The sequence below is a fragment of the Saccharibacter sp. 17.LH.SD genome (assembly GCF_009834805.1).
In the GTDB taxonomy this organism is placed as follows: Bacteria; Pseudomonadota; Alphaproteobacteria; order Acetobacterales; family Acetobacteraceae; genus Saccharibacter.
Genome location: NZ_WVHO01000010.1, coordinates 20,123 through 43,832, shown reverse-complemented (window position 1 = coordinate 43,832; position 23,710 = coordinate 20,123). Strand labels below are relative to the sequence as shown.

22 protein-coding genes and 1 pseudogene are annotated in these 23,710 nt (G+C 44.6%); 19 read left to right on the top strand and 4 right to left on the bottom strand.

Annotated elements, in window-relative coordinates; translation table 11 throughout:
- Positions 1-163: 163 nt before the first annotated feature.
- From GS501_RS04800 to GS501_RS04765, 8 genes are all read left to right on the top strand, one after another.
- Positions 164-2,119, top strand: coding sequence for a glycoside hydrolase family 66 protein (locus GS501_RS04800; RefSeq protein ID WP_202405320.1), 1,956 nt, complete (start codon positions 164-166; stop codon positions 2,117-2,119).
- Positions 2,120-2,717: 598 nt separating this feature from the next.
- Positions 2,718-3,776: an alkene reductase gene (locus GS501_RS04795; RefSeq protein WP_160830747.1), complete on the top strand. Its 1,059-nt coding sequence runs from the start codon at positions 2,718-2,720 to the stop codon at positions 3,774-3,776.
- Between the two features lie 317 nt (positions 3,777-4,093).
- Positions 4,094-5,734, top strand: a complete 1,641-nt coding sequence (locus tag GS501_RS04790; RefSeq protein ID WP_160830746.1) for a Hint domain-containing protein — start codon at positions 4,094-4,096, stop codon at positions 5,732-5,734.
- Between the two features lie 642 nt (positions 5,735-6,376).
- Positions 6,377-7,990, top strand: coding sequence for a carbohydrate porin (locus tag GS501_RS04785; RefSeq protein WP_160830745.1), 1,614 nt, complete (start codon positions 6,377-6,379; stop codon positions 7,988-7,990).
- A gap of 305 nt (positions 7,991-8,295) precedes the next feature.
- Positions 8,296-8,913 carry a YceI family protein gene (locus GS501_RS04780; RefSeq protein ID WP_160830744.1) on the top strand — a complete coding sequence of 206 codons (618 nt, stop codon included), beginning with the start codon at positions 8,296-8,298 and terminating at the stop codon, positions 8,911-8,913.
- A 4-nt stretch (positions 8,914-8,917) separates the two neighbouring features.
- Entirely contained in the window at positions 8,918-9,526 is a 609-nt protein-coding gene (locus GS501_RS04775) for a cytochrome b (protein WP_160830743.1), read from the top strand.
- Between the two features lie 4 nt (positions 9,527-9,530).
- Positions 9,531-10,100 carry a YceI family protein gene (locus tag GS501_RS04770; protein ID WP_160830742.1) on the top strand — a complete coding sequence of 190 codons (570 nt, stop codon included), beginning with the start codon at positions 9,531-9,533 and terminating at the stop codon, positions 10,098-10,100.
- Positions 10,101-10,173: 73 nt separating this feature from the next.
- Positions 10,174-11,754 (top strand): carbohydrate porin, encoded by a 1,581-nt coding sequence (locus GS501_RS04765; RefSeq protein WP_160830741.1) that lies wholly within the window; start codon positions 10,174-10,176, stop codon positions 11,752-11,754.
- Between the two features lie 19 nt (positions 11,755-11,773).
- Here GS501_RS04765 and GS501_RS04760 read toward each other — a convergent pair whose 3' ends face one another.
- Complete coding sequence (locus GS501_RS04760; RefSeq protein WP_160830740.1) at positions 11,774-12,541, bottom strand: pirin family protein; 768 nt, start codon at positions 12,539-12,541, stop codon at positions 11,774-11,776.
- Positions 12,542-12,913: 372 nt separating this feature from the next.
- Here GS501_RS04760 and GS501_RS04755 point away from each other — a divergent pair, with 372 nt between their 5' ends.
- The 4 genes from GS501_RS04755 to rmuC all read left to right on the top strand — a co-directional run bounded on the left by GS501_RS04755 (position 12,914) and on the right by rmuC (position 18,421).
- Positions 12,914-13,789 (top strand): SDR family oxidoreductase, encoded by an 876-nt coding sequence (locus GS501_RS04755; protein WP_160830739.1) that lies wholly within the window; start codon positions 12,914-12,916, stop codon positions 13,787-13,789.
- Positions 13,790-14,679: 890 nt separating this feature from the next.
- Entirely contained in the window at positions 14,680-15,120 is a 441-nt protein-coding gene (locus tag GS501_RS04750; RefSeq protein WP_160830738.1) for a helix-turn-helix domain-containing protein, read from the top strand.
- A gap of 158 nt (positions 15,121-15,278) precedes the next feature.
- A complete protein-coding gene (locus GS501_RS04745; protein WP_160830737.1) occupies positions 15,279-16,676 on the top strand; it encodes a carboxylesterase/lipase family protein in 1,398 nt (465 codons plus the stop codon).
- 242 nt (positions 16,677-16,918) lie between these two features.
- Positions 16,919-18,421, top strand: coding sequence for a DNA recombination protein RmuC (gene rmuC / locus GS501_RS04740; RefSeq protein ID WP_202405319.1), 1,503 nt, complete (start codon positions 16,919-16,921; stop codon positions 18,419-18,421).
- Positions 18,422-18,840: 419 nt separating this feature from the next.
- On the opposite strand, the gene GS501_RS09860 is transcribed toward rmuC, so the two are convergent.
- The 3 genes and pseudogenes from GS501_RS09860 to GS501_RS10115 all read right to left on the bottom strand — a co-directional run.
- Positions 18,841-19,044, bottom strand: coding sequence for a hypothetical protein (locus GS501_RS09860; RefSeq protein WP_202405345.1), 204 nt, complete (start codon positions 19,042-19,044; stop codon positions 18,841-18,843).
- A gap of 58 nt (positions 19,045-19,102) precedes the next feature.
- Positions 19,103-19,447, bottom strand: coding sequence for a hypothetical protein (locus GS501_RS04735; RefSeq protein WP_160830736.1), 345 nt, complete (start codon positions 19,445-19,447; stop codon positions 19,103-19,105).
- Between the two features lie 438 nt (positions 19,448-19,885).
- Positions 19,886-20,035: pseudogene (locus GS501_RS10115) on the bottom strand (helix-turn-helix domain-containing protein); the annotation flags it as partial.
- Positions 20,036-20,358: 323 nt separating this feature from the next.
- Between GS501_RS10115 and GS501_RS04725 the strand changes: the two are divergent.
- The 7 genes from GS501_RS04725 to GS501_RS04695 all read left to right on the top strand — a co-directional run bounded on the left by GS501_RS04725 (position 20,359) and on the right by GS501_RS04695 (position 23,703).
- Positions 20,359-20,613 (top strand): DUF2312 domain-containing protein, encoded by a 255-nt coding sequence (locus tag GS501_RS04725; RefSeq protein ID WP_160830734.1) that lies wholly within the window; start codon positions 20,359-20,361, stop codon positions 20,611-20,613.
- Positions 20,614-20,618: 5 nt separating this feature from the next.
- A complete protein-coding gene (locus GS501_RS04720) occupies positions 20,619-21,044 on the top strand; it encodes a hypothetical protein (RefSeq protein ID WP_160830733.1) in 426 nt (141 codons plus the stop codon).
- Positions 21,041-21,712, top strand: coding sequence for a helix-turn-helix domain-containing protein (locus GS501_RS04715; RefSeq protein WP_160830732.1), 672 nt, complete (start codon positions 21,041-21,043; stop codon positions 21,710-21,712). Before GS501_RS04720 ends, GS501_RS04715 begins: the two co-directional genes overlap by 4 nt.
- Complete coding sequence (locus GS501_RS04710; RefSeq protein ID WP_160830731.1) at positions 21,713-22,282, top strand: hypothetical protein; 570 nt, start codon at positions 21,713-21,715, stop codon at positions 22,280-22,282. It begins immediately after the preceding gene.
- Positions 22,275-22,466, top strand: a complete 192-nt coding sequence (locus GS501_RS04705; RefSeq protein ID WP_160830730.1) for a hypothetical protein — start codon at positions 22,275-22,277, stop codon at positions 22,464-22,466. Before GS501_RS04710 ends, GS501_RS04705 begins: the two co-directional genes overlap by 8 nt.
- Before the next feature lie 3 nt (positions 22,467-22,469).
- A complete protein-coding gene (locus tag GS501_RS04700; protein WP_160830729.1) occupies positions 22,470-23,006 on the top strand; it encodes a hypothetical protein in 537 nt (178 codons plus the stop codon).
- A gap of 394 nt (positions 23,007-23,400) precedes the next feature.
- Positions 23,401-23,703 carry a hypothetical protein gene (locus tag GS501_RS04695; protein WP_160830728.1) on the top strand — a complete coding sequence of 101 codons (303 nt, stop codon included), beginning with the start codon at positions 23,401-23,403 and terminating at the stop codon, positions 23,701-23,703.
- Positions 23,704-23,710 lie beyond the last annotated feature (7 nt).

The following is a 23,710-nucleotide window of genomic DNA, read 5'->3' as shown; positions in this document are numbered from 1 at the left end:
CTTAGGTTGGTAATAGTTAGGTTAACGTATAAGCGTCTGGGAATAGAAAAATCGATACCGGAAGCTTGATACGAACCTTCAATATTCTAACCTCTGCGCCATCATTCACTTCCCGCGCCATGTGGGGTGATGCCGCAGGTGATACCTATCGGGGTGATACGCCATGCAGGTAATAAAACGTATTTTAACGTCATTACCTTTCTTTTTTATCGGAGGATTAGCTCATGCTGAGCCTCACCTGTCAGGCGCGCTCATCCAATCGGTAAATACCGATCTTTCACATTACCGCGGCAGCGAGCAGCCTCGAATGTTCGTGACACTGACTAACCGGACAGGGGCGCCCTTTACAGGAACGATCACGGGGACAGTGACGGGTCGTGGCGTACCGGTAGGCAAACCTGTATCCGTTATGATTTCCAGATTAGCAGCTGGAGCGACCACAACGGCAGAACTTCAGTTCCCCTCCTATCATACAAATTGGCAGGGTTATTTTGTCAATTTGATTGCTGCTGATCAAAAGGGACATCAACTGGATCAGGAAGCTGGGGCCTTTGATGTTTCCTCTGATTGGTGGACTTATCCCCGGCAATGCTGGGTTGTTGGTGCCTTTACGAATTGGGGTGGATGGAAGCCCTATATGTTTAGTACCCCACATGCTGATGTTCAGAGCTTGAACGCGTACAAATGTAATAATCTGCAACTCTATAATATGCTCTATCGGTGGCATAAGCCATGGATTAAAGGGAAATCATGGGTCAATGGGGATAATGAGAGTATTAGTGTAGACCTGATCAAAAAACATATCGCTGCAGCAAAATTCTTCCACATGGGAACACTCATGTATATGCCACTCTACGCAGTGAACTATGGTATTGCACCGGATTTTACTCGGGATGGTTCTAATGTGCTGCTTTCATGGGGCATGTTCACACGTGCTTGTGGATCCAAATGTACAATAGCTGATCTTTTCAAATTTCCCAGTACGGGTAAATCAAACATTGCTTATATGAACCCCAATAATGTTGCGTGGCAGCGTTATTGGGGGCAGCAAGCTAAATTAATGCAGAGTCATCTTGGGTTTGATGGCCTGTTTGTAGATACATATGGTACTATCAACACGGCGCTTTGGGATTGGTCAGGTAACCGTATTGTTATGGATACGGCTTATTCTTCATCTTTGAAAACGTTTCAAAATTATATAAAAGGACCACTAGTTCTAAACCCTGCGGGCTCTTATAACGAGCAGGATCTGGTTCAATCTGGTCGCGAGGCCTATCATTTCACAGAGAGATGGAACAATTGGTCCGATATTAGTACGTTTGGAGATTTTCTGACCAAAGCGCGGCAGGTTTGGGGATGGGCTGATCGTAAGCCCAATAATATTGGCCTCGATTGGGATATGGGACTGAATAAAATATTTTCAGTTTCTAAAGAATGTTCTATCAATGGAGGCCCAAAACTCTGCACGTTCAATACGCCGGGTGTTCTCTATCAAGAAGCAACTATTCTGGCGACTGGTGCCCATCATGCGTGGATCGTGGATGGCCAGCAGCAAGCTGGGGATGGTGCACGCTTCATCAGCAATGATGATTACCCAATTGGTAACTTAGCCAGCCCGAAGCCAGATATGGTACAAAGCGAATATGACTACCAGAATTTTGGGGTAGCGTATGAGAAACTTCTACGCTTAAACATTCATGCATCTACTGCTTCTTCACCCTCTCTTCTATCGGGGGCAATAGGGAGCACAACAGCAACAGCTGGGAAAGTTTGGCTCTTCCAGAACCATCGTAGCGGCTTTGATATTCTGCACTTGTTAAATTATCAGCAGATGAGCACAGCCTCCTTTCATGACGTAAACGATAATGCTGCTAATGCCGCCGACCCGATCAAAACGGGGCCTCTTAAGCTCAAAATGTATGTGACAGCGGGGGGCGTAATTGGCGACCTTTACACGGCTAGCCCTGACATAAACCATGGTGCACCTATCAGACTGGCCTACACTAAATATCAAGATCGTTCAGGAAGCTACATTATCTTTACACTACCCTCCCTTAAATTCTGGGATATGGTCTGGTTGGAAAATAACGTAGCCAATAGCGATTATGAAACACCATAATCGTAGATATTAGGTTTAATAATCACACCCTGTATATAATGGTAACAGGGAAGCAGGTGCCCATAAATACCTAGGCACCTGCTTAATAGTGATAGAAATATGCGGCCAAAATTTGATGGTCACAAACGGATCTTCCCCGTAATTATGATAGTTATATTGTCAATTATTTATTTTTGCGAACAGAAAATTTATCTGCCTACTTTCAATATTACGTATGAATCTGTGATATAATGCACCCGATAAATTAATTTATTCCATATACGATTATTTTTATTAAAATAGTTACGATATAGAAATAAATTTCTTTCATATCTCTCGTAAAGACAAAACCATCTAGAAACAGAGAAATTTAATAATATAACAACATCCCTTGCATACCTCTCCTAAGGGGCATTACACTTGAATGAGTGCACGCTGTTGGTTCAGGAAATGGCTTTTACAAAAGCATGTTATTCATAATGTTTGGATCATTTCCTCTCTTAAGTGATTTCTTCGCGATTTTTAGGGAAACAATTCTGACGGCAACAGCTACGCATGCATCATGCCAACAGAACAACCTCTGTTGAGGTGTGATGCTGACTAAGGAGTATTACGTATTATGACAGATATTTGGCAACCAGTTACGTTGGGCAAAGCTACCCTCCCCAATCGCTTCGTCATGGCGCCTATGACGCGTAGCCGTGCGCAATTCGATGGGACACCAGGGCCATTGGCGGCTGAGTATTATGCACAACGTGCAAGTGTTGGCCTTATCATCGCGGAAGGAACACAGCCATCTGCCGACGGGCAAGGCTATCTCATGACGCCAGGCATTTATACCAAAGAGCATATTGAAGGGTGGAAAAAAGTTACCTCTGCTGTTCATGCAAAAGGTGGACATATTTATATCCAGCTGATGCATGCTGGCCGTATGAGCCATCCTGACAACACACCTCACCATCGTCAGCCTGTGGCTCCTTCAGCTATCGCCCCCGGTACAGGGATGTTTACAGCTAAAGGGATGCAGGATATCCCGACCCCGCGCGCTCTGAGTATCGAGGAGATCCGTCAAACAGTTCAGGATTTCCGCCATGCTGCAAAATGTGCGATTGAAGCTGGCGCAGATGGTGTGGAGATCCATGCCGCTAATGCCTATTTGATTCAGCAATTCTTCGCTCCAAGCGCGAATACCCGCACGGACGAATATGGTGGATCGATCGAAAATCGTGCTCGCTTTGCCATTGAAATCGCGACAGCCATTGCTGAAGAAATTGGGGCTGACCGCACAGGCATTCGTTTTGCACCAGGGACAACGCTCTGGGGCATTAATGAAGGCCCAGATTATGCGGATCTCTATCATTACCTCATTGAGAAACTGAATAAGCTGAACCTTTCCTATGTGCATATTATGCATCAAGGAAATGAAGAGCTTTTGGCATATGTCCGCAAAAACTGGGCGGGTACGTTCATTCTTAATCGTCCGGGGCACCCTCGTGAAGAAATTGGGAAGGATGTCGCGAGTGGCCTTGTGGATATGGAGGCTTACGGCCAGCTGATTCTGGCAAACCCAGACCTCCTTGCTCGCCTAAAAGCGAACGCTCCTCTTAATCAAGCGGACCACGCGACTTATTATGGTGGTGCGGAAAAGGGTTACACAGACTACCCGACGCTTTCATAAACATGTGACATACCGGCAGTCACCGAAACATCATTCCCGCATTCCCGGAGGCTGCCGGACTTTCCCCTACAAAAGGGCAGATTCGTTATAATTAAATACAATTATAACAACTTATTAATAAAAAAAATTTGATTTACCTTCCCAATCGCGATAAAAGGAGTACGTAGGAGGCTGCCAAATTTGGAAAACGGATCAACCTGCAAGCTATCTGTTTAGTTTTGGCCTTTAGTCGAAGAAACTTTAGTTGATCTTCGTCATATTAGAGACAAAGTGACCTCTTAGCCTAAGCGAAATTTGTTATTGTTGGGGAGTTCCTCGTGCCATCAGTTTTACCTACAGACCAACAGCCGCACCAGTATACCGTTTTCAAGCTCAAAGCTGGGTATACTGAGCAGGGAGTTACACCTGGTTACACGACCCTCCCGAGCGATAACCCTTACTATCAAGGTGAGGCGCAGTACGTACTGGGATCGAATGGGAATACCGTCGCTGTTGCTACCGTTACCATTTCGCCTAATGACCCTCAGACAGGCGGGAATACGGCGACTATTGATTATGGTAATGGGAACGTAGTGAGTTTCCCTATTTCTCGAGAATTCTCATCCAACGATCCTAACGTTGTCATTGTTCAGAGTTACACTCCTGTATCGGTACCGGGGGGAACTGATTTTTTTGGTAATCCTCTAGGTCCTAATTATGGCTCTGACCATGATTGGTACATGTTTGCCAATTCAAGTGCTGATGTAAGTAAGTATGTGGGGAAAACTATCACCCATTACTATGGGGGATGGAGAAGACCGGATATCTATACTCTGGATAATCTTAGATTTACAGAGGAAAATATTCCTGGAGGGACAAATAACAACCCGAATAACCCTAATCCTACTAAGCCATTTAAACCTTGCTATTTAGCCGGGTCTTTAATTCGTACCCCACGCGGCGACGTACCCGTTGAAACACTCAAGGAGGGCGACACTGTTCTGACCTATCAGAATGGCAAGGCAGAAGAACACCCTCTTCGCTGGGTAGGGAAAAAACATCTTTATGTGCGCCCTAATGCGCATAATGGTTTTGTTGATTACCCTGTGTGCATCAAAAAAGATGCTCTTGCAGATGGGGTTCCGTCTCAGGATCTGTTCGTCACTCCTGAACATTGTATGTTCCTGAATGGGATGTTCATCCCTGTGCGGATGCTCGTCAATGGTGTGTCGATTGCTTATCAGGAAGACGTCACCGAGTATGATATTTATCATATCGAAACGGAAGAGCATGCTGTCGTCTGGGCGAATGATGCCCTCTCTGAGACCTATCTGGACACGGGGTCTCGGAAGATGTTCAACGTGGTTGCGCAAATTAATGCGCACTCATCAGAACTGTCCGAGCAATATGTCAAGACATGGGAGCGTGATGCTGCCGCCCCTCTTGAGACAAGCCGTAACGTTGTAGAGCCTGTTTGGCAGGAGATTGCACAGCGCGCAGGTGTTCATTATTCCACCCCTGCGACAGTGAATGATCCTGACCTTCACTTGGTGACGGAGGCCGGTGACGTTATTCGCCCCTACCGTGTTCGGAATGATCATTATCTCTTCCATTTACCTGAGAATATTGATCAGGTTCAGCTTATCTCACGGACGGCGCGTCCTTCAGAGGTCATCGGACCTTTCGTAGATGACCGACGGAACCTTGGTGTTTTGATCGATGATATTCGTCTGTTCCAGCGAACTGATTACACGGAAATTGAAGCTCCCTTCCATGATGCGTCCTTGCCTGGGTGGGATGTTATGGAAGAATCACATTGCCGCTGGACCAATGGCGCTGCGCTTTTACCTGTTGAGAGATCTGCCGTTTCACGGGTGTTAAGCGTACATATTTTGCAGGCGGGCCCCTATCTTGCAAGCACAGAGGGAAAAGAGGGACCTTTCCAGGATACAGTGTCTGCCTCGCTCCTGCGCGCTTAAGAGTGCATAAAGTATAACCTCTCCTCAGGACCTCTCCTTCTTAAAATAAGGAGAGGTCCTGAGAGTCCCTTCCACGGAAACAGAATAAAATTACTTATTGAGCATATCGTGTTCACATTTGCTGGCGTCTATGAAAATAGATTGTTTGACGTAGGCGCAATACTGATATGTTATCACTTATGGTCTTCTCATTGCTGAAGGCATCCAAAACGCTTACTTTTTCCGTGTAGATGCCTGAGAATCTCCAAAAATTCAGACATTATCAGCCTGTTATTTTGATTGATGAGAATTTGCTTTTTTAGAGGCTTTTATCAAGGAATGAGATATAATTTCCTAAGTTTCATGATTTTTTATGACAGGTATAAATTTTATTTTATAATCCCTCTCCATTAAAGCAGAGTCGTTCTGTTGGGGGCTTGAGAAATGGCAGTATCTATTGAAGTACGTCCTTCGCGCTGCACCGGGACTAAGAAGAGTATTTTCCCCGAAAGACGAGTATGGCCCTACAAAATCTGTCTGTGCCTGTTGAGTTTATCGTCAGCCATTTCTCCTGCTCATGGAACAGACTCTTCGCACGCAGTTGAAGTTCTAACATCGAACCGAAGTCAGAGGTCACACGCCTTATCGGAGCGTCGTGACCACATGACGCAGCACTATAACCAAAAACGCCATATATTTATTCCATCAAGACGAGGTATTCCAAAGAGAGAGGCTTCCCATTTATCGCCTAGTTCTCTTACTCCCGTTAAGATCAATGATCATCCAAAAGCTTATTCAAACTATCCTAATGAAGAATTTGGAGCCTATGGTGAGAATGGCCATGAGTTGATGGATCGTGTAGATATTCCTTTCAATTCAAAAGCCGCTTCGAGTGATGACGGGCCTCCCTTGCCCCACCCCGAATCTTTACTGCCCGATATGCGTTGGAATACGTGGTTAAGGCAACGTGGCGTCGCTATTATGCTGGATACGACAAATGAGTTTTCTGGAGCTATCACAAAACAGACGAGAGGTTTAGGCTTAAAGCAAGGCTCTTCTAACACAGGGCAATATAGCTTTGAGAATGATATTGACTGGTATAAACTGGCCGGTATCCCTGGATTTCAAACACATATGATTGGTGTCGGCCGTTATGGTATTTCGGCCAGTAAAATGTTTGGAGATAATGTAAACCCAAGCCAGGAAATTTATGGTGGTGGTGGAAATGTCTTCTTCCATCTTGTCTTTCTTTATGGTGAAGAAACATTGTGGGGGGGGCGCCTAAATATCGCCGCTGGACGTATGTCCATGCTGAGTGATTTTAGCAACAGCCCTATTTACTGTAACTTTGAAAATAATTCTTTTTGTGGAAACCCTAAAACCGCCACAGATAACTATACACGGTCATCATACCCGCAATCATCATGGGCTATTCGTGTTCGTGCGCGTCCGACGAACACTACATACATTCAGGTCGGAGTCTATTTCCCAGAACGCGGCATTTATGGCGTTCGTGAAAATCGGACAGGCTTCAAATTTAATGGTGCCAATATCAATGGGGTTCTCACTCCGGTAGAAGTGGGCTGGGAACCTCGATTTGGTAGAGATAATTTACAAGGGCATTACAAGTTCGGCTTTGCTCCAGATACATCCAATCATTATTTAGGCGTCTATAATCCACCAAGGCGACGCCATGGAGACGAAGCACGCCTATCTATTCCAGATTGCCCCACATGCTGGGGTGCTGGTCAGGCTATTCCAGGCACCGGAAATGTGCATCGCTTTGGTTGGGGGATGTGGTTGTTGGCTGATCAAATGATCTTTCGGCATCATACAAAAGACAAAGAAGGTGGCGGCCTGATTGCCTTTGCCGATGCTTATTGGAACAAACCTGACATTGCTATGCGTGGTAAGCTGTATGCTTTCGGCCTCGTTGATACAGGGTTCTGGCCTGCTCGCCCGCTTGATACTATCGGTGTTGCTTTTTCCTATACAGGGTCGAGCCGCTTCACACGTCGTGCGCAACGTTTCCAAATTGAGCATGGGATGGCGCCAGCGGCAGGAAATCCCATTTACCAAACAGGCGGGGCACCACTTTTATGGGGATCTTACGGTGTGCAACGCTGGGGAGCCATACTTGAAGCGACCTATCGTATCCACGTAATGCCGGGTGTGATGTTTGCCCCGGATTTTCAATATTATTTTAATCCAGGAATGCAGCGGCGTTTAAAGGATGCCGCTATGCTTGGGTTTAAATCTCATATCCAGTTTTTTTAAGCATAAGCTCTCGAATAAACAGCGTGAAAGAATGTCATTTTTCCTACTTTTACGCCATTCTTTTCGGTCTTTTTACATTCTATCTTTGCAACAAAAGAGTGTTAACTCTCTGATAGAAGGAAGTTTTTCAGCACGTGATACTGGTACAAATTGGAAACAATGAATTTCTCTCGTTGCTGTTTACTCCCAGTTAAGTTTCCCCTACCTCTTAATCATCGAGGACGCATTATCGATTTTTCGGTTAACCCCGGAAAGAACAATCAGGTGTGTCTCTGTGTTGAACATTTAGAATAAAGAGTTTTTTTATGAAAACCCGTTTTTTCCTTCTTCCTCTCGCAGCCCTTGCTGTTGCCTCTGCCGTTCCACATTCAGCTTCTGCTCAGGTTGTCACCAACCCAAGCCAGGTTCAGTCCGGCACCTATAATGTTGAGCCAGGCCACACACAGGTGAGCTTCTCGGTTCTTCACTTCGGGTTCACGAACTATCAGGGTCTGTTCTCAAACGTTTCTGGTACGTTGCAACTTGATGCAAAGAACCCTGCACAAGGCAAACTGTCTGTTACGATCCCTGTTGATTCCATCCAAACAACAAGCGCCAAGCTGACCGAAGAACTTAAGGGCAACCAGTGGTTCGATGCGGCTCAGTATCCAAATGCTACATTTGAATCAACATCCGTTCGTCGCGTGAGCAAGAACGATGCCATTGTGACCGGTAACCTGACACTTCATGGTGTTACAAAGCCAGAAACATTGAAAGTTCACTTCATTGGCGCAGGTGTTAACGCACTCGACAAGAAGTACACAACAGGCTTTGAAGCAACAGGTACCATTAAGCGCAGCGACTTTGGCGTAAAAATGTATGTTCCTTACGTGAGCGATGCCGTGACATTGCGCATTGCTGGTGCTTTCGAAAAACAGGACTAATTTTATGTCAATGCCTGCTCGTCAGGCGAATGGGTTAACACGGTATACCAAAGGAGCGATCATCCTTCATTGGTTGGTCGCTCTTGGTATCATCATACTGATTGTTATAGGGTTGGTGATGGATCATCTCCAACTCAACCCTATGCGACTTTTCCAGCTTTATCAGCTGCATAAGTCAATCGGTATTACCGTGATGTTCCTGATCGTATTACGCATCATTTGGCGCATCACCCATAAGCCCCCTGAACTTCCTGCGAGTGTACCACCATTCGATCGTTTGATTGCTCATTTGGCACAACTCGGCCTTTATGGTTTGCAGATTTTCATGCCGCTTACTGGGTGGGCGATGGTTTCAGTGTCCGTTTTAGGAATTCCGACGGTATTGTATGGAACTGTTCATTGGCCAGATCTGCCTGTTCTTGCAACATTGCCCAACAAAGCCCCTGTTGAAGCAGCGTTAAAAGTTGCCCATCATTGGGGTGGATGGATCCTGACCGCTCTTATTCTCGTACATGCGGCCGCTGCTCTTTTTCATCATTATGTTTTGCGTGACAATGTTCTGCGGCAAATGCTCCCAGCCTTTGGTCGGAAAGCAACGCAGCAAGGAGACTAATAGCATGACTTTCTTAAAAAAAGCGTCCGTTATGGCGCTCGCTCTTGGGTCTTTAGCGGCAACCCCTGTTTTTGCATCTGATTGGACAGTGGATCCAGCACACAGCAAAATTGGCTTCTCAGGCGTCCAGACAGGGAACCCTTTCTCTGGTCATTTTGGTAAGTTTGACGGTACGATTTCTTTTGACCCAGCTCATCCTGAAGCTGGTCACGCAAAAATCAATATTGATATTGCTAGCGCTGCAACGGGCGATGCTCAGCGTGACGGTGCTATGCCAGGCAGTGATTGGTTTAATGCGTCAAAATTTCCTCAAGCGACCTTTGAAGCAAAAAGCTTTAAAGCGAAGGGCGGAAATGCTTACGAGGCTGTCGGAACCCTAACCATTAAGGGTGTTAGCCAAGCAGAAACACTGCCTTTCACATTAGATATTACGAATAATACAGCACATGCTAAGGGTCATCTTGACCTCGTGCGCTCCGCTTTTGGTGTTGGCCAAGGTCCTTGGGCAACTGGACAATGGGTTGCACTACAAGTTGGCGTCGATATTGATATTGTAGCTGACAAGAAATCTTGATTTCTTTATACCCTGCTTCAACCTGTTATGAAGCAGGGTATTTCTTGTGAGAATAAGAGATGTTCCTTTATCCATGATTCTGCTGCGTCTTGCTATATTTTTCGCTGTTATTATCGGTTTGTCTTCCATTGATATAGCATCATACGCTTCTGATCGCCCTTATTCTTCACACAACTCTTTGACACACAACGAGAACGATGCCTCTATATCAGCTCAAGCCGATGACGCGATGGCAGATACATATGACCGTTGGTTAGAACGCCATCAAAAAATCAGAATTCACGAAAGAAAATCACACTCTCAGATCGTTTCTAAAAGCGCTTATCGTGACTATTTGGAACAACAAAAGCAAATTCAACGCGCAGATGAGCAGATGGCTGCTGTTTATGCGACCTGGCCTATCTTAAAACAGCCCTCTTCTATTCGTCCTGGTACTCAATATGATGACGCTTTGCTGGGAAGTTGGTGGGGCCTTAAACCGTTTTTAGCTGATCATGGTGTTGTACTAAGCGTTAATTATCTTGGCATGATTGTTGGGAACGTCTCAGGCGGTATGCGCCATGGTGAGGATTATGCAGGACAAATATCGGCTGGTTTGGATATTGATTGGGGAGTATTGGCGGGCCTAAAAGGATTTAGCACTCATATCTTTTTACTGAATAGAACTGGACGCCCCGTAGGGCGTGATTATGTTGGCGATAGTGTCTTCAACGAAAACGAAATTTACGGCGCAGGCGGCGATGTTATTGCTCATTTAGGTTACGCTTTTGTTGAACAAAAACTCTTCCATAACCATTTAGACCTGATGGCAGGCCGTATGGGCTCTGCTATGCTTTTTAACTCATCACCCATTTATTGTGATTTTCTATCGTTCGGCTTTTGTCCTGCTCCACGCGCCATTACAGGTGGAAGTCAGGGGGCATTTGTTATGCCACCGCAAAATAATTGGTCTTTTTACGCAAACGTAACACTTCCTCACAATATTTACGTTAGAACAGGGATTAATGCTGCTGGTGGCCTCTTGGGAGGGCGTTCCGGTTTCAATTGGTCGAGCCACGGTGTCACCGGCGTTATGTTCCCTTTTGAGCTCGGCTGGACCCCCCAATGGGGAAAAGATAATAAGCCGATCCATTTACGTGCAGGATTTTATGGTTCCACATCTCAAGCAAGTGATGTCGCCCTTAACCAACATGGACATCTGATGGCTTTAGAAGGTGGTCCAGCCTTAAATCATCGAGGTTTTTTTGCCGCATGGGCTGGTGGCGATATTATGCTCATCCGTCAGACGCAAGCCCCGAATGGGGGACTAGTCTTTTTCTTCAACTACGACCATTCAGATAATAAGATTTCTATCTATCAAGATATGGGTTTAGTGGGTTTTGAAGATCGTGGGTTTTGGAAAAGCCGTCCATTGGATCGGATCGGTGTTCTCTTTATATGGTCTAAACAAAGTACATGGCTTAGCCAACGCATACGTATGGCCGGCCTTCCAGGAGCGCAGAGCCATACAGGCATCCTTGAAGCTCAATACGGAGCTCATATTGCCCCAGGAACAATCCTAACACCTGATATCCAATATGTGATCCGCCCTGGAGCAACACGAACCTACCATAACGCCATTGTTCTAGGGACGAGCTTGCAAGTGGGATTCTAGCAAGCCCGCCTTTGAAGGCTTAAGCACGCAGGTTATTGGTTTGGAACAAGTTTCCGCTAAAAAGCCCGCCTTTGAAGATCGGCGCATCAAGATCGGTCACAAATAATACGAGGTCACTTTGTTTGATGGCTTCGACATCATGAACATGACCATCCAGCAAAAGGCTCTCACCCGTTTTAAGGTTATGACCAGCAACGGTCACTTCACCTTCAAAGACATAGAGAAGCTGCCGAATTTCTCCCTTTGGTGGCTGAGGAAGAGCTAATGTCTCTCCAGCTTCTAAGCGTGTGTCATAAATGGACGCATCAGCCCGCAAGATCAGAGGAGCGTCATGAGGCCCTGCAATAAGACGCCATTGATCTACGCTGTAAGCATTGCCGAAATCATGGAACTGCACCTTTGGCTTAAGATTAGCCTCACGTGGTCTCATGAAAATCTGTAGTGCTTTCAATTTCCCGCCAGCAGGTTCAATGGTCTCTTCATGTTTGAACGTATGACCTGCATTCATCAGCATAAGACGCTGAGGTGTTACGGTTTCAACGTGCCCGACCGTATCGCGATGCGTGATCTCCCCGCTTCTCATGTAGGTCAAGATCTCATCATCTTTATGCGGATGCATAGGAACGATAGAACCTGGATGGAAACTGGCATGATCAATTTTACCAATGGCCCCTAGTCCACTATCAGTTCTTGAAAGGGCCAGACCTGGATACAGAATCTCCACTCCGAACCCGCCGGAAAACTTCCCGTGTTTTGTTGATTGATCAAATTTAAATGGCGTATTCATGCTATCAACCCTTTTAAAATGACATGTCTCTTTGTGAGACAGACGGTCGCGTAGATGTATTTATCTTTTCTTAAGTTACAAGACGGCACTCGAAATATTAGGTTATTTATGGCGGTTTTCTAAGACTTTTACCTTTTTGGAGACCATTTACTCCATCAGAGAATCCCTAATGTAAAGTAAGCATCTCATTCCCACTCTAAGGCTCTCATTGTTTTGTGCCTGCGATTGACTACAATCGCCTCATCACCACATAGGTGATGGAACGGGCTAATTTTGGGCTCGGCCAGCGTTGTGAAAAGGTTTTTTTTCTCCGACAGTTGGCTGGTTTTGAACGCGCTACGTTACCTTATTTCTCGCTATTGGGAGTTTATCATGACAATTTTAGTAACAGGGGCAACAGGCCGTATAGGGTCTCTCGTCATTGATCGTTTGGTCGGAAAAGGCGTCTCAATCAAAGCGCTGGCGCGTAACACCAGCAAGGTAAAGGCCCGTGACGGTGTTGAAGCCGTTCAAGGGGATATGACAGACGTTCCCTCCATTCGTGCCGCTTTGAAAGGTGTAGATACTCTTTTCCTCATCAATGCGGTTCTTCCTGACGAGGTAACACAGGCTCTCACAACACTTGATCTCGCACGTGAAGCGGGCATTAAGCGTATTGTTTATTTCTCTGTCTTCAACAGCCAACTCTTCGCCGATGTGCCGCATTTTGCTGGGAAAGGGCTTGTTGAGCGCGTTATTGACAGCTACGATATTCCAGCCACAGTCCTCCGCCCTGCTTATTTCATCCAAAATGACCTGATGTTGCTCCAAGCCATCAAGAGTGGCTTTTACCCGCAGCCCGTTGGTGGACGTGGTGTCGCCATGGTCGATGACCGTGACATTGCTGATGTTGCTGCGCATGAATTGCTACGCCGCGACAAAGCCCCCGCTCCATTACCACGCAATACCATTGAAATTGTTGGTCCAGACGTACTGACAGGTGAAGAAATTGCCAAAATCTGGTCTGAAGAACTTAAACAACCTGTGCAATATGGCGGTGATGACCTCGCACGGTTTGAAGAGCAAATGGCGTCCTTCATCCCAGGTTGGCAAGCGCATGACCTGCGCGTGATGTTCCGTGCATTCCATCGTTACGGAATGATTCCGGGTGCTGATACACAGGAAACACTTGAAGCGCTCATCGGGCACCCATTGCGTTCTTACCGCGCTTTTGTGCGCGAGACCCTTTCTGGGGAAAACGCTCAGTAAGAAATTTCCGTTACGATCAGCTTCTCCCTATTCCAAGTGAATAAGGAGAAGCCTCCTATTTCTTAATGTTTTTTGAAAAATTCAAAACATCAAAAAAGCCAGAAGCCCTGCTTTAAAGAGCTCCTAGCCTGTTCGTGACTTTATGGAAAGCTCGGTACAAAGTCCACCACACCGCTCACTCCATCAACTATTTTTTCTTCTTCGACCTTCCATGAGCAGGCTCATGCCTCATCACTGCACCAGCCAAACTTTTGGCGTCTTTAGAACTTACTTTACCCTTCTCCAGAACCCTACCGGCTGTCTCTTTAACAGACGATGATGTGCCTGGGATTACATGCCCGCGAGAATTTTTGGCCATGTTAAAAGTCCTATATAAAGCAAGTCATCCCGACTAATAGCCCTTGAATGAACGCTTATTCTTTATTCTACAAAGGCTACCCACCGATGACTCGAGCGTTTGGTGGTTAAGAAGAGTGAGAATCGCCTCCAATTCCTCTCAATGTCTTTATTCTAGGTAACACTTTTTCATCTATTCAAAAACAATAAAAAGAAAATATTTTTCCCGGTACGGAGATTAAAACTCTCCTATAAGGATTTGAATATTTTTTCAATTACAATAGTAGTATCAAAAAAAATGTGGTATATTATTTACTTTAAAAGTAAAATATTAACCTATATTTAGTTATTTATTAATAGTATTTAAATATTAAAAATACTTATTTTGAAATAATATTGAAAATCACCTACCATAAGAACGACCTTACTAAAGGTAAATCTATGTTATCATTCATTTTTTAAAAGTAGTTGCAGTTTTCTTTCTTTCATTATACATAGAGTAATCATTGATAATTTACCAAAATATTGAATAGCCGCATGTATGGAGGATAACCATGGTGAAACGTGAACATTTTTCAGCGGCTATATGCCCGATTTCTCGAGCGTTAGATCATATCGGTGACCGCTGGACACTCTTGATTATCCGCGATGCCTTCGATGGAAAGGCTCGATTTACGGAATTTCAATCCAGTTTAGGCATTGCACGAAATATTCTTACAGATCGACTACGCTCATTAGTCGAAAATGACATTATGTACACGGCTCCGACAAAAAGCGGCTCGGCCTATCAAGAATATCGCCTTACCTATCGAGGCAAAAAGCTTTTCCCTCTTATGGTTGCACTGCGACAGTGGGGGGAAGAGTTTTTATACAGCGCTAATGAGCACCATTCTTTGCTCATTGATCTAGAAACGGGCGAAGAACTTCCCATCATGCAACCCATCAATATGTCAGGAAGATTTGTGGATCCTGATAGAGTTCTTGTGGTGGAATAGGTTGGTTTCTTTAGCTACTTCTTAACACTTCCCATTGTAAATCTCTCAGGAGCATGCGTATCATTCCGTAGTGAGAAATGGCACCTATGGCCCTTTGGTCTTTGGGCTTCTTTCCTCAAAAAATTAGATTATGTCTATTTTTGCTACGGAATATATGTATGACACCTACATCCTCCTCTCATTCAGCAGGACAAGAGTCTGCTACGTCTCATCCCACAGTGCGCATCACATCTGGTCTTGTCCAAGGTGCACATGAAGGCGCCGTAGATTCCTTTAAAGGCATCCCTTTTGCTCAACCACCCCTCGGATCATTAAGATGGCGTGCGCCTCAGCCAGTAAAACCATGGTCTGACATTTATCAAGCTGCCCAATTTCAGCATGATGCTATGCAAAATCCTGTTGCTGATGAAGCAGCTCCTGTAGGCACAACACCATCAGAGGACTGCCTTTACCTTAATGTATGGCGTCCTGCCCAACAAAATGACACACAATCATCTGCTAGCTTGCCTGTTTTGGTCTGGATTTACGGAGGTGGGTTTGTCAATGGTGGTGCCTCTCCTCCTATTTATTCCGGCGAGAATGTTGCATCACAAGATATCGTATTTGTCAGTTTTAATTACCGAGTAGGTCGTTTTGGCACATTTGCCCATCCTCAACTAACCCAAAAAAACCCGGATCATGGGCTATTCGGCAATTACGGATTTTTAGACCAAATCGCGGCATTGCGATGGGTGCAGCAAAATATTGCATCCTTTGGAGGAGACCCTTCTCGTGTCACGATTGTTGGTGAAAGTGCTGGCGGGATGTCTATCAATGCATTACTCGCCTCCCCTCTAGCACAAGGATTATTTCATCAAGCCGTCATTCAATCTGGGGGTGATGCAACACTTGGAAACTGCACCCTGAAAGAGGTTGAGCAAGCTGGTGTACAATTTGCCTCTGAGGTCGGTATTTCGCCTGAAGATCCAGACGCCCTTAAAAAGCTTTATGACCTTCCGGCCGAAAAAATTGTTGGAGATCTTGATCTCAAAAAACTCTTTAGCACGGTGGGCGGTATGCAATCTTATGCGGAGATGTTTAGTAATTTCCGTAATTATAGCCCACCCTTTGCCGACGGTATCATTGCCCAGACGCCTATCAACGCTTACCAAGCTGGGTGTTTCTCACGCGTTCCATTGCTGATTGGCGCAACAAGTGGGGATCTTGGTGGAGATGATGGTGTGATGATTCGAGGGGCTAAGGACATTGCTGACGTCTATTCTCAGCAAAACTTACCTGTCTATCTCTACCATTTCTCTTATGTAGCGCGTTCTCTTCGTGAAGAAGGTAAGACATTGGCCGCTCATGCCTCTGATATTCCTTATTTTTTCGCGACGGTGAAAACACGTTTGCAGGATAAGCTCGACGATGAAGATGTGAAGGTCAGTGATGTTATGCACGCCTCACTGGTCAATTTCGTGAAAAACGGAACACCAACATCTTCTCATATTTCTGAATGGAAGCCTTATACACGTAACGCTCCTTCCATCCATAATTTTTCTGCTCCTGCATCATAGTACCTAAGATTCCGATATGGTTTTATCATTCAATCCCATATCGGAATCTTTGCAAATAAGCGTTAAGCTGTTTCTTATTGACATGTACCAGCGACAAAAGCCTTATCTATAAAGAAATAGAATGTATCAAATCGTTAGTAATCTCTCTCACATACTAACCGTTATTTTTAATTTCATGACAATACCTTCATAATCGTTTTAAAAGAACCGTAGCATTCCTTTAAAAAGCAGGAGAAGCGGCTATGGATGTGTGGGTGATTGCACCTTTTGTCATCATGTTAGTGATCGCCTTGATGGTGTTTATTGTCTTACTGCGGCAAGGACGACCCTCTCCTATGTCGCAAGATCTTTCTGTGCGTTTAGCCGCATTGGAACGTATTTCATCAGAATTGTCTGCGTCTTTTCGTGACGAAGCGCATATTTCACGCGATGATGCGCGACAGGTTTTAGCAAATCAAACTCACATGATGGATCGCCGTTTGAACGAGCTGAGCACCTTTCAAAGTGGGCAACTCTCAAGCATGAGGAAAGAAGCGTCAGATCACCGTGCACGGCTTGAGGAATCGATACAACGTCATGTTGATAACTTCTCCCACACACAGACAACGCAATTGAAAGCGACGAATGATGCCTTACGCGAATTGTCAGATCGTTTAACGCTTTCACAGGAAAAAGGTGTCCAAACGCAAAAAGAAGGTCTCCAAGCTGTGACGGAGCGTATTGGCGCGCTCATGGAAACGCATTCAACGGCTCAAGAAAAGCTGCGCGACACCGTGTCAGGATCTCTTGAGCGTTTGCAAAAAGATAATGCGGACAAGCTAGAACGCATGCGTGCAACAGTTGAAGAAAAACTGCAAGGCACATTGGAAAAGCGTTTAGGCGAGTCCTTCCAATTGGTCAGTGATCGGTTAGAGCAAGTCCATAAGGGCCTCGGAGAAATGCAAACACTGGCGACCGGTGTGGGAGATCTCAAGCGCGTTTTGACCAATGTAAAATCACGCGGTGGTTGGGGAGAAGTTCAGCTAGGAATGTTGCTGGATGATATGCTGACGCGCGAGCAATATGAGAGCAATGTAAAGGTTCTCCCAGGAAGCGATAAACTTGTTGATTATGCAGTTAAACTTCCGGGGAATAGTCAGCCGGATGAACCGCTATGGCTGCCCATTGATGCGAAATTTCCCCACGAAGATTATGAGCGACTTCTACAAGCACAAGATACAGGCAACCCTGAAGAGATAGAACGTTACAGCTCAGCCCTTGAAAAAGCCGTACGCCTTCAAGCTAAAAGCATCAGCGAAAAATATATTCATCCCCCACATACGACAGACTTTGCCATTATGTACCTCCCTACTGAAGGTTTGTTTGCAGAGGTCATTCGTCGTCCTGGATTAGCACGTGACCTTCAGGCAACCTATCGTATCATGATCCAAGGCCCGACCACGCTGTCAGCACTTCTCACCAGCTTGCAAATGGGTTTCCGAACATTAGCGATTGAAAAACGCTCCAGTGAGGTCTGGCAGGTTCTTGGTGCGGCAAAGTCAGAATTTATGAAATATGGTCAGGTCTGGGAGAGATTAGGAAAACAACTCGACACCGCAAAACGAACTGTGGAAGAAGCTGGCAAACGTACACGGGCGGTAGAGCGTAAGTTACGTGATGTAGAGCTACTAGAGGAGCCCGATGAATCTTCTAACATTTTAGACTTCATGGCAAAAGGTGACGAAGAAAATCCATTTTCATCATAGACTCCTATGATGTGTAAGATCGGTAACATGTATCCTATTTCTTGGGAAAATAGAGAATACACATTACCGATCGTAATAATTTTCTCTTTTAAAGAAAAATTACATTAACATTTAAACAGAAGGACCATTAATAATGGTTTACACCTGTGAAATGATCAAAAAAAGGAATGTTTCACTATTTTTGTCTTTTGATATAATGTTTCAGATATATTAAGGCATTAAAAAGAAATAAAGGCCATAAAAAACAAGCCACAAAAATAGTTCCCTTATGTATTTTTACAATTTCTTGTCGATAAAAAACAAATTGAAAAGCAAAAAATAGACCAACAAATATATAAAATATTATAGAATATAAAATAAACAACATAACATCCCTTTCCAATTAAGGAGAAAGCAGCGTGAAAAATTCAATAAATATTTTATTGTGAGTATTTTAATATATTAATATCATTCTTAATATTATTCACAAGATCAAGCGTTCTATTCGCATCTGCATAACATCCCTTTAAGCGGTATAATTTTGCTTCATTATATGCACGATCCAGTAATAATTCTTGCTGTTTTATATTATCTTTTAGAACAGTTGATTTTTCTACCGGAGAGAAGTGTGTACGGTCCAACATATAAGTAATCCTTATTTCAGTATTACATAAAACCTATCAATAAACCTCTAAAAGACTTTCAATCTATCTTACGGCGAATATCGGCGGCTTCTAAACGCTTATTTTCAGAGCTATCATAATATAGCTGTCTATCAATAAAGGTCATCAATGCTGGCATAGATTCTTCATCAATAATCATCGCTAAATTGCTAAATTCTTCTGCTAAGTTTTTATCGTATTGGTTACGACTTTTATCAAACATTACTCCATAGATATGATCTATATATATTTTTACACCCTGCACAACTTTGTATTGCCGACAGAGCATTTGGCTTTGCGGGTGAATACCAAGAAGAAATTGACCAAATTCTAGAGCATATTGATCTGACATAGGTTGAATGACCATTGGGCTTTTAGTGATCATAAGATCTCTCCTCCTCATGCCATCACAAGCGATTGCATGATGTCCAAGAAAGAGTGTGTGACAAATCCCATAATAAGGCAAGAAAAAATGGGATATATCACAAAATAATTTAAAAATTAAACTTCTATTAATATTAATAACGTTAAATAATGATATAAATCAACTTGTTAGAGGAATCCTGCTTCTAATCGGGACTGAGCCCTCAACAATGAAAGGAAGCGGGATATGTCTCAGAAAAACGAAGACTCAAGCGATCTTCCGGTGCATCATCGCTTCAAGAAGCCCGATCAAGTGCTCTTTTTGGTCCGGCAAGAGCGAACGCCAAAGCTCAATGACAGCCTCCTCCTCCTCCGTATAAAGCGCCTCACTCGATATTTTAGAAATACTAACGGTATGACCACTCTGCGCGTGGTCGAAGGACGGCATTCCGATTAACTCATCCACAGTACAGCCCAGAGCCACAGCCAATCGCCCGATGCTAAAAACATCTGGGCGTTTGGATTTCCCTTTTAAAATATCACGAACGTAGGTCTCATTTAACTCGGCAGAAAGTGCCAGTTTCTTCTGGCCTATCCCCTTATCTTCCATACGTTGACGTATTTCATGGATGAGGCGCTCATTTTTCATATCTTCGGATATTCGCATCAAAAATAAATAAGAACAATTGAGATATATCCCATTTTTATTGCACTATGAGATAAATCCCATTATACTCTGCTCATGACATAGTAAGAAAGGCCTATCCTACCCCTACTATCGCGCCATAAATAACGGCCTTTCATCAAGGCCCTGGTACATAAATCACTCTTTCCCTCGCAAGAATACGTTTCCTTTATCATCAGCATCACGAGTTTTTTCGTAAAAATACGAAACCCCGCGATGATGGCATTATTCATCAAGAGGTCTCTTCCATGACAAAAGGTACTACCCTCACAGGCGGCATTGCTGTTGATCTCCTCCTTTCTCTTATTGAGCGTGTTGAACATTTAGAGGAAGAACGAACCGCTATTACGACCGAAATAAAAACAATCTTTACTGAGGCTAAACATGCCGGTTTCGACGTGAAGATTATGAAGCAGCTCATCAATATTCGATCGTGTGACCAAAAAGAAATCGATGCTTATGAAGAGCTTCTCACCACTTACCGTCGTGCATTGAGAATATAACTGTCATGAAACAAACAATTCATTTTACATTGCCGGCACCTTATCCGCTGCAATCAGCAAAAAAATTTATGCCGGCGACGCTCTACACCAAAATGAAAAAGGCTATGCGCGGTACAATCATCGCTGCATTAGGCGGGCCTCAGAACATCCCCTCTAAGCCATTTTCATATGCTCATATTCGTATTGAACGTTGGAGCGTTGAAAAGCCAAGCCAAGAAGCCCTGGAAGGTGGTGGAGCCCCGAGCCTTATAGAGAGCCTCACAGCGTTTCAGCGCGGGGTGCAAGGCGTTTATCGCACCCCTTATGGGCTTGGGATCATAAAAGATGCCTCTCCGGCGCATATTACCGTCGAATACCGCGCCATCCCGTGTCATTTCTCTGAGCAAAAGACAGTCGTTACCATTAAAGATACAGGAGAGATGGAGCCATGAGCCTTCATGCTATCAATTGGGCGCTTTCTGTCCCTGTTCCCCCTACGCAGAAACATGTATTGTTGGTACTCGCAAACTTTGCGAATAAAAATGGACTGGCATTCCCCTCAACACGTCTTGTTGCACACCAAACGGGTCTTTCAGAACGTTCTGTTATTCGAGCAAAAACGGCCCTTTTACAACAGAAAATTCTTCTTGCTGCTCCTGATGGCCGGCGTGGTTCGGTACGCTTAGCCTGTGATCCTACTCCCTCACCATCAGAGGAAGAACAGAGTGCTTCACTCCCTGAACGAACACAGAAAAATTCATCCTCAGAGCCATCTCATCAAGGCTCTCGCCTCCCTCAGACATGGTACGCCAACAGCCAACTAATCGACTATGCTGGTCAATATGGACTAGACCCACACCGACAAGTAGAGGATTTTCGTGATTATTGGCATAGCGCAACAGGACAGAACGCTATCAAATGTGATTGGGATGCAGCTTTTCGTTTATGGTGCCGCAAGAGTGCTGACTTCCAAAAATGGGACAAATCACCCCATCGTCATTCAACCCGTACATCACCCCATTTATCGCGCACACTCTCACCAACAGAGCAAAACCGCCTATGGGTGATTAATGCTGCAAAGAAAGCCTATATTACAAAAAATAAGGGGGCCGATGTTTAAATGACTCAGCTCGCGCCACAAACGATCAGCCTTGCCTTGCATGATGCTCTTCAACAACGTCAATGGAAAAATGTTGATGGAATAACGTTCTATGGGCAGAAAACCCGAAAAAGCCAAGAACTTCATAACGAAGCTATAATGCTTTTACGGGGCATTGAGAAACATAATATGGCTCTCTTGCCTGAAAAGACACGGAGACGCCAATTAGAGAATCTCTATCTACAATTAGGCGCTATTGTTTCCAACCCGCCCATTCCAGAGCGGATGCTTCCCTGGCTTGAAGCCTCCGTTATGATCACAGAAGATATACCCTCCGTTGCCTGGGGAACCGAACTGGCAAAACAGGCAATGCGTCGCTTCAAATTTATGCCAACACCGGCAGAAATTTATACGCTACTAGAAGAGCGCGCTCAGGAAAATCGTAATAAACGCGCCATATTACAGCTCTTCATTCAAGAGCCTATCTATCATCCAATCCCATCTCCAGAACGTCCATCTCAATCCGAAAAAGGGACATGCCATTTAAGCCATCTCTCTTCACAAAAGAGACAGGAGGAATGTCATGCGTGATGTCGAAGGAATGATTACATTCTGTAATGAAATAGTCGTCAACGATGAATCCGATCAATCTATTCCAAAGGTTGCGCAGCAGATCACATGGCGTTTCATCCCTTCAACGTCCCTTCAGCCTTCTTTTACGCATCATAAGCTTAATAACGATGCCGTTATGGCAGCACTATATCGGAGGAGATAGACCATGAAATCCTCTTGTCAGTATTATTTTCCTACAAAAGAGCGCACATTAAAACCTGATTATGAGACGATAGGCAGCGGCAAGCGGAAACGCCGTGTTAAATCCAAAACCGTTCAGACCCTTCATGAAAGTGGTGATATAGACGGTGAAGCTGTAACGGCATCAGAACGATGGCTCAAAGACTATCTCTTTAGCATGCATGGTTATGCAGATTATCTGAAGGACTCTCTCCCACGAGATTATCTTCTAGGAGATGCTCATACATTTGCTTTAGCGCGTGGTAAAGCTGGCTCTCGTGTGAGCGAAATACAGGAGCAGCTTGGCCTATGCTCTCACATACGGTTGGAAAAATTACTGGTTGAAGGACTGAGTTTCTCTGCTTTGGGGATGATATTATGGCCCCATAAAACGCGACCGGAAGCCGCCAAAATGGCACGCTCTCAATGTGCACTCCTGCTTGAGCAACTAGCCAATTTTTATATTGAAAAACGCAAGAAAGAAGCCCTCGTAAAAAGTCTTGCATGTGTGCCACAAACATGACATCATCACCATAAGGTAGTGTTTTTTATGCTTATCTACGTGAACATTACCTTCCCTTCTTCAAAACATGGTCGTGCCCCATACAGGCACTTCATTCCTTCCTCCCACAGAGGGAAGGAATGGGCCATGTTCGGCCGTCCTCACACACCTATTCCCCTTAGGCCGAACAGCCTCTTTGGTGAGCGGCTATAATGGTGACAAAATTTCTTAAACTTTGCTTCTATTATTTCTGGCGCCCTCGTTATGACTGCACACGCTATGGTCATGTTTTTATGGCGGTTCCACACAATAAATGCGCCGTTTGTGGCGTCATGCTCGAAAGTGTCTCTGTCTCTCTTGAGCAATTGTCACCAAAATCTCACATCAAAAAATCATCATAAAGGAGTATTGGGATATGGCTCGAGATAAATCCACTGCGTCGGGCCGCAAACGAACTCCCTCAGCAAAAGCAGCAACCACAATGCGGACATTGGCACAAAAGCATGGTCCAACCATGATTGATGCTCTGTCGGATATTGCTCTAAATGGAAAAAGCGAGACAGCACGCATTGCGGCCATCAGGGAACTTCTTGACCGGGGTTACGGCAAAGTAAAAGCCCCGCAAGAATTACCTGAACCTGAAGAGTCCCCTCTCCTCTCATCCCCTCATTTAGTGATTAAACGCATTTCTCATCCACTAAAAACATCCTCATCATGATCATATT

Coding starts and splice junctions, on each gene's coding strand:
- GS501_RS04765 (WP_160830741.1), top strand. CDS start 10,174: ATGATTCTGCTGCGTCTTGCTATATTTTTCGCTGTTATTATCGGTTTG.
- GS501_RS04800 (WP_202405320.1), top strand. CDS start 164: ATGCAGGTAATAAAACGTATTTTAACGTCATTACCTTTCTTTTTTATC.
- rmuC (WP_202405319.1), top strand. CDS start 16,919: ATGGATGTGTGGGTGATTGCACCTTTTGTCATCATGTTAGTGATCGCC.
- GS501_RS04780 (WP_160830744.1), top strand. CDS start 8,296: ATGAAAACCCGTTTTTTCCTTCTTCCTCTCGCAGCCCTTGCTGTTGCC.
- GS501_RS04710 (WP_160830731.1), top strand. CDS start 21,713: ATGACTCAGCTCGCGCCACAAACGATCAGCCTTGCCTTGCATGATGCT.
- GS501_RS04760 (WP_160830740.1), bottom strand. CDS start 12,541: ATGAATACGCCATTTAAATTTGATCAATCAACAAAACACGGGAAGTTT.
- GS501_RS04705 (WP_160830730.1), top strand. CDS start 22,275: ATGCGTGATGTCGAAGGAATGATTACATTCTGTAATGAAATAGTCGTC.
- GS501_RS04770 (WP_160830742.1), top strand. CDS start 9,531: ATGACTTTCTTAAAAAAAGCGTCCGTTATGGCGCTCGCTCTTGGGTCT.
- GS501_RS04735 (WP_160830736.1), bottom strand. CDS start 19,447: ATGATCACTAAAAGCCCAATGGTCATTCAACCTATGTCAGATCAATAT.
- GS501_RS04745 (WP_160830737.1), top strand. CDS start 15,279: ATGACACCTACATCCTCCTCTCATTCAGCAGGACAAGAGTCTGCTACG.
- GS501_RS04750 (WP_160830738.1), top strand. CDS start 14,680: ATGGTGAAACGTGAACATTTTTCAGCGGCTATATGCCCGATTTCTCGA.
- GS501_RS04700 (WP_160830729.1), top strand. CDS start 22,470: ATGAAATCCTCTTGTCAGTATTATTTTCCTACAAAAGAGCGCACATTA.
- GS501_RS04725 (WP_160830734.1), top strand. CDS start 20,359: ATGACAAAAGGTACTACCCTCACAGGCGGCATTGCTGTTGATCTCCTC.
- GS501_RS04695 (WP_160830728.1), top strand. CDS start 23,401: ATGGCTCGAGATAAATCCACTGCGTCGGGCCGCAAACGAACTCCCTCA.
- GS501_RS09860 (WP_202405345.1), bottom strand. CDS start 19,044: ATGTTGGACCGTACACACTTCTCTCCGGTAGAAAAATCAACTGTTCTA.
- GS501_RS04795 (WP_160830747.1), top strand. CDS start 2,718: ATGACAGATATTTGGCAACCAGTTACGTTGGGCAAAGCTACCCTCCCC.
- GS501_RS04720 (WP_160830733.1), top strand. CDS start 20,619: ATGAAACAAACAATTCATTTTACATTGCCGGCACCTTATCCGCTGCAA.
- GS501_RS04715 (WP_160830732.1), top strand. CDS start 21,041: ATGAGCCTTCATGCTATCAATTGGGCGCTTTCTGTCCCTGTTCCCCCT.
- GS501_RS04785 (WP_160830745.1), top strand. CDS start 6,377: ATGACGCAGCACTATAACCAAAAACGCCATATATTTATTCCATCAAGA.
- GS501_RS04775 (WP_160830743.1), top strand. CDS start 8,918: ATGTCAATGCCTGCTCGTCAGGCGAATGGGTTAACACGGTATACCAAA.
- GS501_RS04755 (WP_160830739.1), top strand. CDS start 12,914: ATGACAATTTTAGTAACAGGGGCAACAGGCCGTATAGGGTCTCTCGTC.